The sequence below is a fragment of the Lawsonella clevelandensis genome, assembly GCF_001293125.1.
GTDB lineage: Bacteria > Actinomycetota > Actinomycetes > Mycobacteriales > Mycobacteriaceae > Lawsonella > Lawsonella clevelandensis.
In genome coordinates, this window is record NZ_CP009312.1 from 1 (window position 1) to 15088 (window position 15088).

The following is a 15088-nucleotide window of genomic DNA, read 5'->3' on the forward strand; positions in this document are numbered from 1 at the left end:
TTAAGGGGGTGCACGAATGAGCCTTCGCAGGGTATCCTTAAACCAAGAATTGAGTGTTGTGCGGGCACCTCGGTGTCCGTGTCAGAAAGGAAGACTAGTGAGCGAGAATCCCGTCGGTTACCCATTCCAGGAACCCAGCACGGAGACCACTTCTGTTTTCCGCGCCAAGCTGTTGAAAGAAAGCGATCTGGCTGCTACTGAGCCTGTCGTCGCTAAAGCTGCCTCCGTCGATGGTCTTCCGGAAGGCTCTGCTCTGCTGGTTGTCAAGCGGGGCCCAAACGCTGGTTCTCGATTCCTTCTGGACCGGGATGTCACTACCGCCGGTCGTCATCCAGAGTCGGATATTTTCCTCGATGATGTCACTGTTTCTCGTCGTCATGCCGAATTCCGTCGTGAGGGCGACGCGTACAGTGTCTCTGATGTCGGAAGCCTCAACGGCACCTATGTCAACCGTGAGCCCACCGACTCCACCACACTCAATAATGGCGATGAAGTTCAGATTGGCAAGTTCCGTCTGGTATTCCTGACTGGTCCGCGTCGGGGCGCTTAAATGTCGGCGCAGCCTCTGCGATCATCCGATGCGACGATGTCCATCGGCTCTGTCGTCGAACTGTTAGCGAAAGAGTTTGACGATATTTCACTGTCCAAGGTTAGATTTCTCGAATCTACGGGGTTGATTAGCCCGTCACGGACAGCATCTGGCTATCGCCGTTACTCCCGTTCGGATATTGAGCGTTTGCGTTTTATTTTGACCGCTCAGCGAGATTTATTTCTCCCGAATAAAGTGATTGGGGAACAGCTGGAGAGAGTGGACGCCGGCGAACTGACGTTGGCTGAGTTGCGCCAGCAGTCGACGATGCCGCTTAGCGCCGTTATCGAGCAAAAGGAGAACTTCTCCCACGTTAGCCAAGTGCGGCTGACCGAACGCTCGTTATGTCTGAAGACAGGGATTGACCCCGAGTTTTTGGATGCTCTCATTGATGCTGACCTGCTCCGTTCAACGGGGGCGGGGTTCTATGTCGAAGATGATGTCGCTATCGTCGAAGCGTGTAAAGCACTGTGTGACTCAGGTATTGATACGCGCCATTTGCGTTCATTCCGTACTGCGATCGATCGAATGGCGGATTTGGTTCGGCAGGCTGCTGGTGCCAGTCGCGCATTGCAATCAGCTGAAGCAAAGGGACGTACTGCAGAACAAGCGCGCGTGTTAGCCAATGGCGTGAGTGATTTGGCGGCGGGTCTGCTCAAGCAACGTCTTCGGGATGTGTTGGATTATTAATGAGAGTTCCGGTTCGTATCGTCGGTATTCAAGCTGATACCCCCGAGGACGATCCCATCGTTATGCTGCGCGAGCGTATGGGGGGTCGGGTTCTTGGCATGTGGATAGGGGAGCAGGAGACAACACTACTCACTTTCGCGATGGCCAATACGGAGATTCCTCGTCCATTTACCCACACGACGTTGTGGAAGGCTATTCAGGCGGCGGGGGCAGAGGTACAGTCCGTCTGTGTGACTGCTCAGCGGGATGGCATTTTCTGGGCGGAGATTGTGCTTGATAATGGTCGCCACGTGGATAGTCGTCCTTCTGATGCTTTGATTTTAGCGGCAACATGTGGTTGCGAGATCACTGTTGAGGATGCTGTCCTGAATGCCTTTGGAGTGGTTGATCCGCGGGGTGATGGGTCCGCTGCTGGGTCTTCTGAGGTTGCTGGCGAGGTTGCTAGTGTGGAGAGTTTTTCTGAGGAGCTTCCCGGAGATCTGAGCGGGGAGATCGACGCATTCCGTGAAATGTTGGACCATCTTTCGATGGATGATTTTCTGGATGGTCCCGAGGACGAGAAAAACTAAAAGTCTCAACTAATACTTGAAACTTTTGGGCGTGTCCTATTGCTCAGGTATTTCCCGGCAAATAACCTTTATTCACGTAAGGCAAAAATAGTCACATCAGTAACACCAGCAATTTTTATCATATAAGTAACACTTTGTTACTGTGCTGGGTTACCATTAGCAGTAAAGATGCAGCTGACGTGACGTGCGCAAGGTGGAAGTATGGACAACTTCGGGTCTCACAGCGACAATCACAGCGAACAGCCGGGACTCTTTCCCGACCGTTCCATTCCTGATGAGCAAACCGGTTATCGCGGTCCTACCGCCTGCCAGATTGCCGGTATCACTTACCGCCAGCTCGACTACTGGGCACGTACTGGTCTTGTAGAACCCTCTATTCGTGGCGCTAAAGGTTCTGGCTCGCAGCGACTCTACTCCTTCAAAGATATTCTCACGTTGAAGATTGTGAAGCGACTGCTGGATACCGGAATCTCTCTGCAGAATATTCGTATTGCGGTGGAGCACCTGCGTAACCGGGGCGTATCTGAGCTATCCAACACCACCCTGGTCTCCGACGGCACCTCTGTCTATGAATGCACATCACCAGAGGAAATGTTTGACCTCATCCAGGATGGCCAGGGTGTGTTCGGGATTGCCGTCTCCGGCACAATGAAAGAACTCACGGGATCTATCACGCACTTCCCAGCCGAGCGTATTGAGAACTCTTCCGTCACAGCAGTGCCACTGGTTGATGAATTGGCAGACATGCGTCGTCGGCGTGCACGCCGAATTGGGTAATCAGCGCCCTTTCTCACAGACGTTAAGTGAGGGCCCACCACTCTTGTGGTGGGCCCTCACTCTATGTGTGGAACTACTCTCCCGCCTGGCAATTCCTACGCAGTGGGAGTCTTTTCTGCCGGATTCGTATAGGTCGCAGGACGTGGTTTCTTCACAGGCGCAACCGTGGTCGTTTCCGCGAAGTGTAGCTCATTTTGCTGTAGGTAACTATCCACAGCAATCGCAGCTTGTGTTGCCTCAGCAGTGTGTTCGGCTGACGTTTCGTCCAGGTTAGCGGGGTCGTTCTGCGCCAAATCAAGGCTTACGGAGTAAAACGACGTTCCCTTCATCTTCTCTGGTTTAGTGACCACCAGCGAAGGGTGTTTCTTTTCAACTTTTCGAATATCAGATAGTGACGCGATCCATACGCCTGGAACATAAGGGGCCCGCTTCATTAGTGCTGCAGCGGCCTCTCCGGATTGTTGCGCGGAGATCGAGAAGGAAGCACACAGTCCGCCATCTGACGGCAGCATGGCTTGATATGAAGTAATCAGCTCCGTGAGAGACTCTTGCACTCCTGGGGGAGCCCAAATCTCGACAGTGAGGTAGCCAGCAGAGCAATCCTGTACGGCATCACGCGTACGGCTAGCATCAATACTCTTGTGTGCGAATGTCCAACCCACGGCTGCAGCGATCACCACGAGGACGACAAGAACGGCAGCAATAATCCAGCCAGCCAAGAATTTCCGTGGTCGGTTTTCCGACCGGTGCCGTGAGCTTTCGAGAGACATTCAACCTACTCCGGAATCTTATGCGTGGAATCGCGGACCGTACCTACAAATTCTTCCATAAGATCTTCCAATGCCACGAACCCAATAATCTGATCAGTTTCCGGATCGGTGACCAGCGCCAAATGAGAACGCAGACGACGCATACGAGCGGAAACGGAGTCGATGCTGGAATCTCCGGGAAATGTAAGGAGCGGGCGAATAAGATTGGCGGGAATCGGCTTTCCGCTTAACTCATCCGAGTAAAGGTAGTCCAACACATCCTTAATATGAAGGAAGCCCAGGTAATGGCCGATGTCGTTCTTGACTGGGTAGCGAGAATAACCGGTTTCCTGCACCAATTTCTGTAGGGATTCCAGAGTGATTTGGCCTTCTTTCAGTTCCAGAGTGCGCATGCGATGGACGGGAATCATAATGGTACGCACGGGACGATCAGACGCCTCGAGTGCCCGGTCCAGACGGCGCGTCTCCTCATCGTCGATGAGGCCTTCACCGCTTGATTCGCCAATCATAGCTTTGAGCTGCGCGGACGTTACGCGTCGCTCTAGTTCGTCGCGCGGCTTCACGCCCATCAGGCGCAAAGTTCCATTCGCCAAAGCGTTAAAGAAGTAAATGAGGGGACGTGACACCTTCATAATCATCAGCATTGGGGGGACGATGATGATTGCAGTACGTTCGGGGGAAGAAATAGTGAAGTTTTTGGGGACCATCTCACCCAGCAGAATGTGCAGGTAGGAAATGATGATCAGGGCGACGATAAAGGAGATGGTGTGGAGCCAAAAACCTGAGACACCCACAAGCGCGAGCGGGTTTTCCAAAAGTTTGGCGATGGCGGGCTCAGATATTTTACCGAGCAGCACAGAAGCCACAGTAATGCCTAGCTGGCAAGTCGCGAGCATCATCGAGAGATGCTCAGAGGCATCGATCACTTTATAAGCACGCGAATGTCCAGCTGCCGCCATAGCCTCTAGACGGTCATGCCGGGACGACACAAGAGCAAACTCTACCGCCACGAAAAAGGCATTGACAGCGAGCAGCAGGATCAGGAGAAGGAATGCGGGGAGGGTGCTCATTACTGTTCTCCCTTCGTCGTGGTGGCGGCAAGTGGGCGCGGGGTCACTAGCACGCGGTCGACGCGCCGCCCATCCATCTTTATGACACGGCAGTACCACTGCATTTCTTGCACGTCGCCAAGTGTGTGCTCTTCTGAAGGTACGGCAATCTCGTCTCCCTCCTCGGGGATGCGTCCCAGTTTCCACATGATAAGACCACCGAGGGTGTCAAAAGAGGGATTGTCGGGGAACAAATACGTGGTAGCTGCAGCAACTTCATCTCGTCGCAGCTGTCCAGAGCAATCCCAGCTATTGCCACGCTTGAGCACGTCTAGGAGGCTTGCATCGTGTTCGTCGCGGACATCTCCGAGGATCTCCTCGACGATATCCTCCATGGTGACGAGTCCTGCTGCTCCACCGTACTCGTCAATGACGAGGCCAGACTGTTGGCCGCTAGCCCGAATAGTGCTGAGAACGGCGTCGGCATCCAAACTATCTGGGACACGAGGGAGGGGCTTCATGAGGTCACGCATGGTGACGGTCGTGAGTTTAGCGGGGGAGAGAGTAAAAGTGTCCTTCACATGCACGATGCCCAGCGTGCTGTCGAGATCGCCGGAGACGACGGGGAAACGGGAGTGCCCGGTTACTTCCGACAGTGCCAGGAGATCACGGGCCACCGCGTCGGCCGCAATGGTTTCAATTCGAGAACGAGGCGTCATAATGTCTTCTGCGGACAGATTTCCGAAGCGGAGGGATCTTTGGACCACCTGTGCCGTATAGGCCGGCAGATGGCCATCTAGGGCCGATTCTTGGACGATTCTGTCTAATTCCTGTGGGGAGCGCGCGGAGGCCAGCTCGTCGACAGGATGAGCACCCAGTTGTCGGAGGATGGCATTAGCAGAACTATTAAGGCCGTTGATAAGGGGGCGGAAAAGAACAGAGAAGCCCATGAGGAACGGTGAGGTAGCTTTTGCTACTCGCATTGACTCGCTAATCGCCCAGTTCTTTGGCACGAGTTCACCAAATGTCATGGAAAGAATGGTGGCAGTGATAAGGGCTAGAGCAAGCGAGATTCCGTTAACCGCCGAAACCGAAATATTGGGAATCTTCCGTAGTAGAGGCGTTAAAAACTGCGCAAGTACTGGCTCTGCGAGGTAGCCAGTGATAAGAGTTGTGATGGTAATACCGACCTGGCAGCCGGACAGCGCAAATGAAAGGTGTTGATGGGCATGCTTGAGGCGTTGCCCACTTTTGTTACCAGCGGCGGCTTCTTTGTCAACGGCCGACTTTTCCAGTGCTGTCAGTGAGAACTCTGCGGCAACAAAAATAGCAGTCATACCAGTAATTGCCATAAATCCAATTAATGACAGTATTTGTGTAGCGATTTCCATAAGCTTGCTGGATTTCCCTCCTATTTTTCCCTTTCTATTGTACGGATTCACATTCGTTTCGTCTTATTCTTCTCATTTATTCAGTTTTGTTGACGCTTAATGAGTTGCACCGTATTGAAAATACGAGAAAAAAGTAGCAAACTTACCAGGTGCTGGAGGGAAGGTGATCCTAAGAAGGGGGTTCCCAGCAAATGCTCGATATGTATGCCAAAGAAGTGTTACACGAAATTTCAGATATTGGCGGTAGCCTGTGTGAGGAAGAACCTCACTTGTATTCGGTGGCGGACCTCGAAGAGTGTCCGCGACGCCGCTGGATCACCATTACCGACGTGATTAAGAACAAGTATCTTGAAGAGTATTACCACTCCATTGTCGACCCTAGCGACGACAAAGCACGGGCAGTGGAAGAAGTATGCGCACATATGATCCACCTTGTGCTGGGCGGTGTGGTTTCTAGCTACATGCTAAGCGGACGGGTTTGGGAGGTGTGTCCGAGGAATATCCTCCTCCGCACACATGTGTTAGGCGGATTCGACCGCTATGGCGCGGAACATGCCCGGGTGCGCGTGCTAGGAGACGATCCCTATGTGTCCAAGCTGCGGTCGTTCCATGTCATTCCATCTGAACAAGATATGGCTGATTGGACAATGCTGCAGGCACAGGAGAGCCTGGTGCCCATCATGCGGGAATTAAGCCGTTTGAGTCGATACACCGAAGCTCAGTGCTGGGGCCCGCTACGGGGGCTTATCAATAGCTACGCCAAGCTTGTTATGCATCGTTATCCACGTAAACGCGATCAGGTGGAGCGCCGTATGCGTTACGTTTATGAGAGCTGTGAGCGTCTTGGCCTTCCTCTTTCCCGGAGGATCGGTAGACTCTAGCCATCACAGTGATGCAAGGAGCTATCGAATGCGCGATGTTATCGCTCTCTATGCGCCCTATGTTGGGCGCACTCTCGACGGGGAAGAACTGGATCAAGCGCGGGAGATTCTCGCGGGAAACGGCTTCTCCCACACTCTCGGAATTGTTTATGACGAGGTTTCCCCCGACAAGGTTGTCGCTCATTTGGATGTCCGGCCAGAACTGTGTCAGCCGATGGGTATCGTTCATGGCGGAATTTACACATCGCTAGTGGAGGATGTCGCTTCTCTTGCCGCATGGTGGTGGCTAGGCGGGCGCGGGCTTGCCGTTGGATCCTCAAACAGTACAGATTTTCTTCGACCTGTCACTGAAGGGCGTTTGACCGCTACGGCTACCCCGCTCCATCGGGGTCGGACACAGCAGATTTGGGTTGTTGATATCGTCCGGGAGGATGGCAAACAGGCTGCGCAAGGGAAGTTGCGGGTGACAAACTTGCCCATTGACACTCCCAGCGATGAGTGAATGCCCCCTGTCTGCCAGACTGTGTCCGTTTTATAGTTGTTTCATATGCGTGTTGAGGAAGCCTTAGGCTTACCATGGGGGAGTACTGCTGTGCTCCTCAGGAAGGTGACGATTCGGTAATGAGCTTGCTCGACCTGTCTCAATGGCCCCGTCTTGCCACTCCCTCCGCCTCGCGCTTCCGGCTCCGTCAACGCCATGTTCGAGATGAATTCCCACAGTTTATGTGGGTGACAGAGGCAGGGGAGTGCCCTGAACTTGCACCGGGGCGTCTACCGTTGAAGGGTACTGAAGCGGCGCGCACGGTGAAACTCTATGATGAAACGGCCGTCGATGAGCGGTTTGCGCGGGATGGGTGGTTAGGGCTCGCGGAGAGCTTTATGGCAGGGGAGTGGGATGCCCAAGACCCCTCCTACCTTTGGGGCGCTGCTATGTCTCTCAAAAGGGTATTACCACGCAAAGAACGCTCTCAGCGGCGTGAGCCATTAGTGGCTTCGCCGCGGGATCGATCATTTGAGTTCTTTTCGACGTATCTCGATGAGACGTTCAACTTGGGCGCTGCAGATTTCATCAATGGTCCGCGCTCGACTGTGGTCAATAACGGGGTGGCGGAAGTCTATCTTGATGATCCGTCACCATTACCGTTACGCAAAGACCTATATGACGCGCAACGTCGACGGGTCTCGCGGGTTCTCCTTGATGCTGATCTACGCCGCCGAGATAAGGTGCTTTTTATCGGCGCTGAGTGGGGGGAAACTGCACTCGAAGCAGCGGCATTCGGGTGCGATGTCACAGTGCTGTGTGAGTCCCCACAGGTTGAGAAGATTCTTACCACACGGGCTGATATGGCACAGGGGGGACAACTTCGTCTCATTCCCGGATTGTTCAGCAACACGGGCATCTATGACGTCCTCATTTCGATCTCACCGCTTCCGCACGACACTATTTTTGAGGCTCTGCCGCAGCTTGTGTCTGAAGATGTGGCTCCGCGTGGCCGTATTGTCCTGGAACGGCCATGGCGGGGGCGGCCTCACCAAGAAATGCCTCTCGCATGGTGGTGGGCGTACGTGGATACAGATACTCAATTGCGTTCTCGGGAAGAATGCGTATCAGCTCTTACGGCTGCAGGAGCTCGTCTTACTCAGGCGACCCATTGCGGACATCATTACCTGCGGTCTCTTGAATTGTGGGATGAGGGTTTCCGTGCTCATGTATCGCAGGTGGGTGCATTGGGCTACGATGCCGCTTATCGCCGCTTGTGGCGTATGGCATTGGCACTGGCGCGTGCAGGAGTTCGTACAGGGGCGCTCGAATGTCAGAGGTTGGTGTTCCAGAAGCATTAGACGGGGAGGGGAACTGCTATCCACAGGGCGGCGGCACCGCTATTTTATAAGATCTAAAATGACATAATGTAGATTATCGGATAAAAGGAAAGATGGAGGGCTCTGCGGGGAAGTGTTGATTTTGAGCATGACATAGACAACACAGGGAACATCCGCCTTAGAAACGTGAATATACATAAGTTTCCTGCGCGAGTGAACAACCCCAAAATCGTCATAAACGCCCAACGTGCTTGGTTCTATTGTGACGAGTGTTCGTATTACGTGTGGCATCATCGCAATGGGTCAACTGTTCGTCACTACACCATTCCCGGTATGTGTGCCTATGTGCCGCCTGATACATAGTCGACCTCTACGACGTTGACTACATCACTTAATTCCCCTGTCGTCCCACTAGTCACATGAGTTTACTTTTGTCACAGTGACAAAACGACACGGTGCAACACAACGAAGAGGAGGCGAGAAAACGCGGGAAAGAGCCACAAATAAGTCGTGCCATCCATAATTAAGTCGTGCACTGGTATCGTGCCATTAATAAGATGGAAACGAGTGCTTTCGGCTCTATCGGAGACGTTCCGCTTCTCGTGTGAGGGCCACAACTTCGTCAGCAATCTTGTAGAGCTCTTGTGTTTTTGCACCTTCAGAGATTGCGATAAGAAGGTCTTCTGCAGCACAGCGCGCCTGGAAAATGCGATCGATAATGGCTTCTGCATCATTCTGGCTTAGAACGATAGAGTCATCTGGTAGACCATGTTGTGTAAGGTCATGACGTGCTTCGTAAGCACGTTGCCGGCAAGACTGTGAGCAGTACTTTCGTTTGCGTCCGCGATTATTTGTGGAGATATCGCGGCCGCACCACGCACAATGAGCATCTTCGTGGTGTGCTGTGTACGGTGACGCCGCCATAATCGCCTTTCGTTTCTTCTTCTGTGAAACGGTAGAATATATGCAACTATACGGTGCAGTTGAGCGTTCTGCCGGTTCCTCGTGACTATCGGAACTAAAATGACGCCTTCGCCGTTGTTATAGCTGAGAGATGTTTTTCGGCAGCGTTATTTGTTATAAATAACATTTAATTGAGTAATGTAAGGAATGATTCTGCATGGCTGATCGCGTTTTGCGAGGTAGTCGGCTTGGTGCCGTCAGTTACGAGACTGATCGTAACCACGACCTGGCACCCCGTCAGATGGTGACGTACCGCTGTGACAACGGGGAAGAATTCGTTGTACCGTTCTCCCACGATGCAGAAATTCCGCAGACGTGGATCTGCAAGAACGGCCTGGAAGGTACCCGTGTCGACGGTGGAGAAGAAGACGACAAGCAGGTCAAGCCGCCGCGCACCCACTGGGATATGCTGCTAGAACGTCGCAGTCTTGACGAACTCGACGAGCTTCTCCAAGAGCGTCTCGAGGTACTGAAGAAGCGTCGCCGTCGCGTGTCCAGTAACAACGCCTAAACAACATACAGAGGGGCGCCGCCTTTTCCTCTACAACTGCGTTCCTACTGAGGCGTAGTCTGCCGGGTAAGAGTAATAACGTCATAAAGAATGGCCCACGGGAGTTTCCCGTGGGCCATTCATATCAGCATGTCCTACTTCTTTAGACGAAGGAGTGTGAGAAGTTTCTCCCAACGAGACTGGACTCCCCAGAGGAAAACTCGGCCGAAGGCTTCGGTGATGATGTTTCCGCTCATCTTTGATTCACCGATTTCTCGCTCTGTGAAGGTGATGGGTACCTCGACAACGGTGAACCCAGCCTGAATTGCGCGCCAAGCGAGGTCAATCTGGAAGCAGTAGCCGACAGAGCCCACTGCGTCGAGGTCAATGGTCTCCAGAACCTCACGACGGTAAGCACGGTAACCGCCGGTAATATCGTTCAGCTTGGCACCCAACACGATGCGAGTGTAAATGTTGCCGCCACGGGACAGGATCTCCCGCTTCTTCGGCCAATTCACTACGGTGCCACCTGGTACATAGCGGGAGCCGAGCACCATATCCGCACCTTCATCAATGCGATCGAGCAGACGACAAAGTTGTTCAGGAGCGTGAGATCCGTCCGCGTCCATCTCGCACAAAACGGTGTAATCGCGCTCCAGCCCCCAATGGAAGCCAGCGATGTAGGCGCCCCCGAGGCCCCCCTTGCCCTCACGATGCATGACGAAGATCGAGCCTTCGTTTTCGGCGGCCAGCTTGTCAGCGAGCTTGCCAGTACCATCCGGACTGTTATCATCCACGACCAAAATGTGGACGTTGGGCTGAGCGGCCTGAACCCGTTCCACAATGAGGGGAAGATTCTCTTCCTCATTGTAGGTAGGGATGATGACCAGCGTACGGGCGCTTGGCTTCACTTCATTTGCAGACATCTTGTTCCTTATTCAGCCACCCGCAGGTGGGCATCTCAGGGCTGTTCAAGCTATAGAGCTAAAGCGTAATTCTACGCTTCCTCCAGGCGATAATCGATCCTCCACACACCAACACCGCCAGAACACAGAGAACTCTATCCAGCCACGGCTGGATACGAGTGGCGGCAGTTCGCGTCTCGTAAAGAGACACTGTGCGAACGGCAAAATCCTGTTCATACAGGGAGGTCTCGTCCATAATAGCGCCGTCCGGACTAATAAACGCACTAGCCCCAGACGTTGCCGCAACTACTACCCAACGGTGTAACTCCCGCGCACGGAACTGACTGATACCCAGCTGCTGGTAGGTCTCGTGAGAATAGCCAAAGGTCGCATTGTTTGTGGGGACGGCTAACCAATCTGCACCATAGCGTAGGGCTTGCCGCCCACTATCCCCGAAAATGATCTCGAAACAGGTCGCGACACCGGCACGGGTGCCGTCAACTGGCATGACTCCAGTTCCCTTTCCCGCCTGAAAATTACCCGCCCAAACTGCATATGGAGAGATCTTTTCTATTAATCCCCGCAGTGGTAGATATTCTCCAAAGGGCTGAATATGGCGTTTCACATGACGTATACCTTGATAGCCATCACTAGTCCATAAGAGAATGGCGTTAAGCTCGGGATTATGTGACTCGCGTCCTAATACCGCCCCCACCAAAATCGGGGCTCGAATGGCTCTGGCAGCACTGGTAATAAGTGCGCTGGCGTCAGGATTACCTAGAGGATCAATATCCGCGGAGTTCTCCGGCCACACCACAATGTCAGGTTGTGGCTGCTCCCCCATTCTTACCGCATCAGCCAGTCGGAAGGTTGCCTGCGCATGATTCTCCAACACTTCCATTCGAATCGCATTGAATGTCAGCCCAGAGGTAGACACATCACCCTGAATAAAAGCGATGCGTCGAGTGCCAGTGGGTTCGGCATGAGCACGTTGCGAGGAGTCGTAGATCATCGAACCCGCAGTTAGGGAAAGTGCAATCAGTAGCACACTTACTGCAGGCTGGAGAACTTTGCGCGGGTGTTGCCGCGAATGCCACCAAGCTGCAACAGCATTCTCTCCAGTACGCCGTCTGCTGCGGACGGCGCCGTACGCAAGAAATAGTGCCCCTGTGGCCCCTATCAGGATAGTGTAAGCCCACATCAGCACAAGGAAGGTTACCGCCGAGGTGGAACCCCACGGTGCGGCGCTGACAAGTGGGCTGGTCGACTGCCCATATGCGGGAGTCCCCCACGAAAAACCCCCAAAGGGAAACCGGGCTCGCACAGCTTCCACCGCCGTCCACCAGAGTGCACTTGCCGCCGCGGTGCGGAGTGAAAGGACCCCCCAAAGCCTCATGAAGTGGGTGATAGGAACCGTGATCACCACGACATACAGGGCCAAAATGATACATAAGGCAATCCAGGGCGGCTCTTCGACAAAAGCTTGAACCCACTGGAAAAGTGGTAGGTAGAGTGCTAATGCCCACACAAAACCTGCCTCTGCAGCGCACCAATAAAGGTTCCGTCGCGGCGTCGCTACAAGGAGGCCAAGGCTCACGAAGAGTAGTGCGCTGCCAATGATCCCCAGCGGCCAGAGGTTGTACGGCGCGAAACTAAAATAGCTTGCACATCCACCTACCGCAGGAACGATGATCATGGGACCTGACAGCCTCACGGTGGAGCTGATCAGGGAGCGAGGAGAAGGAGTCGGCATCACTCCATGGATCCTTCGGTGTCCAACAAGAGATCAGTAAGCTGGTTCACCATCTGTGGATCGGGATTCTCCCAGAGTCCCCGTTGAACCGCTTCCATAAGCCGCTCACATATGCCATGTAATGCCCAAGGGTTGGCCTCTTCTAAGAAAGTGCGATTTTCTGTATCAAGGACATAGGAGTCCGCTACCGCGCTATACATCCAATCTTCCAAAACGCCTGTAGTCGCGTCGTATCCGAAGAGATAATCGACTGTGGCTGCTATTTCGAAGGCGCCCTTGTAGCCGTGCTTACGCATTCCTGCCAGCCAGCGCGGGTGAAGCACACGTGCTCTCACCACCCGTGTAGCCTCTTGGCTTAGGCTACGGTGCCGGACAGCTGACGGGCGGGTAGAGTCGCCGATATAGGAGTCTGGCTTATGACTGCGGAGAGCTTCCACTGTCGCCACCATGCCACCGTGAAATTGGAAGTAATCATCAGAATCGAAGATGTCGTGTTCGCGAGAATCGACATTCTTCGTTGTGACGGTAATCCGTGCGAAATTGCGCCGCATAGCAGCACGTGCTTCAACACCAGCCATATTACGACCATAGGCGTATCCACCCCAGGTGGTGTACACCTCTGCAATATCTGTAGTTGTCTCCCACTGCCCACTTTCCATCAGCTGGATAACACCAGCACCGTAGGTGCCGGGTCGTGAACCAAATATACGTGTCGTTGCATGGCGCCAGTTCTTTCCGCTACTTCCCTCCGGCTCATCAAGTAGGGCGTGAGCCCGGACATAGTTGTCTGCAGCATCCTCAGGGAGATTTGCCACAAGCCGCACGGCATCATCCATTAGTGCGATCGCAGCAGGAAACGCATCACGGAAAAATCCCGAAATACGGAGGGTCACATCGATGCGCGGACGACCCAATTCAGAAAGCGGAATAATCTCTAATCTGGTAATCCGTCGACTCTGGGCATCCCACACAGGACGGATCCCAAGCAAAGAGAGAACTTCGGCAATATCGTCACCGCTGGTCCGCATCGCGGACGTCGCCCACAATGAAATGCCGACAGATTCGGGATACTGCCCGTGATCGGCACAATAACGGTCTAGCAGAGTCCGCTCTAAATCTTGACCAGTCTCCCAGGCGAGCTCAGAGGGGATGGCACGAGGGTCGAGGGCATAAAAGTTGCGTCCAGTCGGAAGGACCGACACAAGTCCGCGCAGCGGTGAACCGGATGGTCCGGGTGGCACTGCCGCACCGTCAAGAGCTGCTAGTACCTGGGGAATCTCCTGTCCTGTCTGAAACAGCCGTGGTACCACTATCTCACACAAAAACGTCAGTACCTGCTGTAGGCGTGGGGTATCAATGGCTTCCGTAACTCCGTCAAAAGCTGCGCAATAACGATGGATAACATCGGTAACCAGTTGGGCATCCCACTGGTGTGCAGCCAAGCCCTCCACGAGGAAACGGGCATGTTCTTCTGCTGCTACCCCAGATGGGTTACGCCACACCCATGGGCGATCAGACTGAGCAGCCGCTAGCCCATCAGTATCAGAGGCGGAAAGTAAAACGGCACGCACACGAACCTACTTTTTCAGCGACAATAACTCCCCCATGGTACCAAGGAGCACGTGGGCTGACCGGCTGCGGGTGTTCAACAGACTAGGCTACGGGGTGCACACCTTTATTCCTCGGCAAGAATCCGATCATTCCTGCCACGACTCGTGTCCAAGCACGCTGCGACTATTCGCCGCCCACGACGGCGGCATTGCGCGCATCAGGAAACCAGGCAGCCTCTTCACTCCTGCTGAACTACGGTTCCTAGGGGATGCAGCTGTGCACTATGGGGACGGGTTCCTCTATCTCTCGGACCGCTCGCACCCGCAGCTGCGTGGAGTCCGTAAGGGCGACCGGCATCAACGCCTTATCGCTGACATTGCAGAAGCTGGGCTGCTCCCGCGCCCAAGCCATGACAGTGTGCGCACCATCCTCGTCTCCCCACTCCCCTATGCGGGAGGCCCATCCGCTGACACCCTAGACCGTCTTGTTGACCAGCTCGACCAGGCACTCTGTGCTAGCCCCGCGGTCGCAGATCTTTCCGGACGAACCATTATCGCTCTCGATAACGGAAGCGGCGACGTCTGCTACGAACGGCCAGACCTTGGGGCTGTGGCACAGCCCAACGGGCACTGGATGCTCATGCTGGCCGCTGTTCCCACCCCCCTCACCTGCACACACAATGATCTTGTAGAGGTTCTCGCCGCCGCAGCACAGTACTATGCAGAGTTTCCCCGCCAGCAGTGGCGGATGGTCGATGAGGAGCACTGTCGAGAGACAATTATGATGCGGCTTCAGGACAGTTATCCTCAGCAGTTTTACCAAACTCAGTGACGCAGACATATCACTCCCACCGCGTACCCAGCCCATCGCCGGTATCACAGCAAAGACC

Annotated in this window: 15 protein-coding genes and 1 pseudogene; 9 read left to right on the plus strand and 7 right to left on the minus strand. The window is 54.0% G+C overall.

All coding sequences use genetic code 11. The annotated features are described in order from the left end of the window. The first annotated feature begins 97 nt into the window (after nt 1-97). The 4 genes from odhI (at nt 98) to IY73_RS00020 (ending at nt 2625) form a co-directional block, all read left to right on the plus strand. Entirely contained in the window at nt 98-550 is a 453-nt protein-coding gene (gene odhI / locus IY73_RS00005; RefSeq protein ID WP_053961260.1) for an oxoglutarate dehydrogenase inhibitor Odhl, read from the plus strand. Between the two features lie 36 nt (nt 551-586). Next, entirely contained in the window at nt 587-1279 is a 693-nt protein-coding gene (gene ftsR, locus IY73_RS00010; RefSeq protein ID WP_158408618.1) for a transcriptional regulator FtsR, read from the plus strand. Continuing rightward, nucleotides 1279-1848, plus strand: coding sequence for a bifunctional nuclease family protein (locus IY73_RS00015; RefSeq protein ID WP_053961262.1), 570 nt, complete (start codon nt 1279-1281; stop codon nt 1846-1848). The genes ftsR and IY73_RS00015 overlap by 1 nt, the downstream gene beginning before the upstream one ends. A 201-nt stretch (nt 1849-2049) precedes the next feature. Next, on the plus strand, nt 2050-2625 hold the full coding sequence (locus tag IY73_RS00020) for a MerR family transcriptional regulator (RefSeq protein WP_053961263.1): 576 nt from the start codon (nt 2050-2052) through the stop codon (nt 2623-2625). A 95-nt stretch (nt 2626-2720) separates the two neighbouring features. Here IY73_RS00020 and IY73_RS00025 read toward each other — a convergent pair whose 3' ends face one another. From IY73_RS00025 to IY73_RS00035, 3 genes are read right to left on the minus strand one after another with little or no spacing between them, the layout of a single operon-like run. Next, nucleotides 2721-3395, minus strand: a complete 675-nt coding sequence (locus IY73_RS00025; protein WP_053961264.1) for a hypothetical protein — start codon at nt 3393-3395, stop codon at nt 2721-2723. A gap of 5 nt (nt 3396-3400) precedes the next feature. Next, nucleotides 3401-4465, minus strand: coding sequence for a hemolysin family protein (locus IY73_RS00030; RefSeq protein WP_053978630.1), 1065 nt, complete (start codon nt 4463-4465; stop codon nt 3401-3403). Continuing rightward, nucleotides 4465-5796, minus strand: coding sequence for a hemolysin family protein (locus IY73_RS00035; protein WP_315861663.1), 1332 nt, complete (start codon nt 5794-5796; stop codon nt 4465-4467). Before IY73_RS00035 ends, IY73_RS00030 begins: the two co-directional genes overlap by 1 nt. Before the next feature lie 230 nt (nt 5797-6026). Between IY73_RS00035 and IY73_RS00040 the strand changes: the two genes are divergently transcribed. The 3 genes from IY73_RS00040 (at nt 6027) to IY73_RS00050 (ending at nt 8558) form a co-directional block, all read left to right on the plus strand. Next, nucleotides 6027-6716, plus strand: a complete 690-nt coding sequence (locus tag IY73_RS00040) for a hypothetical protein (RefSeq protein WP_053961267.1) — start codon at nt 6027-6029, stop codon at nt 6714-6716. Between the two features lie 28 nt (nt 6717-6744). Next, nucleotides 6745-7218: a PaaI family thioesterase gene (locus tag IY73_RS00045; RefSeq protein ID WP_082345238.1), complete on the plus strand. Its 474-nt coding sequence runs from the start codon at nt 6745-6747 to the stop codon at nt 7216-7218. A 119-nt stretch (nt 7219-7337) separates the two neighbouring features. Next, nucleotides 7338-8558, plus strand: coding sequence for a class I SAM-dependent methyltransferase (locus IY73_RS00050; protein ID WP_158408619.1), 1221 nt, complete (start codon nt 7338-7340; stop codon nt 8556-8558). A 558-nt stretch (nt 8559-9116) separates the two neighbouring features. On the opposite strand, the gene IY73_RS00055 is transcribed toward IY73_RS00050, so the two are convergent. Further along, the gene (locus tag IY73_RS00055; protein ID WP_053961269.1) at nt 9117-9461 is read right to left on the minus strand and encodes a hypothetical protein; all 345 of its coding nucleotides are present in this window, start codon (nt 9459-9461) and stop codon (nt 9117-9119) included. A gap of 196 nt (nt 9462-9657) precedes the next feature. Here IY73_RS00055 and IY73_RS00060 point away from each other — a divergent pair, with 196 nt between their 5' ends. Beyond that, nucleotides 9658-10011 carry an RNA polymerase-binding protein RbpA gene (locus IY73_RS00060; RefSeq protein WP_053961270.1) on the plus strand — a complete coding sequence of 118 codons (354 nt, stop codon included), beginning with the start codon at nt 9658-9660 and terminating at the stop codon, nt 10009-10011. Nucleotides 10012-10145: 134 nt separating this feature from the next. Here the strand turns inward: IY73_RS00060 and IY73_RS00065 are convergent, their stop codons facing one another. The 3 genes and pseudogenes from IY73_RS00065 to IY73_RS00075 all read right to left on the minus strand — a co-directional run. After that, nucleotides 10146-10916, minus strand: a complete 771-nt coding sequence (locus tag IY73_RS00065) for a polyprenol monophosphomannose synthase (RefSeq protein WP_053961271.1) — start codon at nt 10914-10916, stop codon at nt 10146-10148. 58 nt (nt 10917-10974) lie between these two features. After that, nucleotides 10975-12591, minus strand: coding sequence for an apolipoprotein N-acyltransferase (gene lnt / locus IY73_RS00070; protein ID WP_063665796.1), 1617 nt, complete (start codon nt 12589-12591; stop codon nt 10975-10977). Between the two features lie 56 nt (nt 12592-12647). Then, nucleotides 12648-14120, minus strand: a pseudogene (locus IY73_RS00075) (cobaltochelatase subunit CobN); the annotation flags it as partial. A gap of 133 nt (nt 14121-14253) precedes the next feature. Between IY73_RS00075 and IY73_RS00080 the strand changes: the two are divergent. Next, entirely contained in the window at nt 14254-15030 is a 777-nt protein-coding gene (locus tag IY73_RS00080; RefSeq protein ID WP_148417422.1) for a hypothetical protein, read from the plus strand. Nucleotides 15031-15088 lie beyond the last annotated feature (58 nt).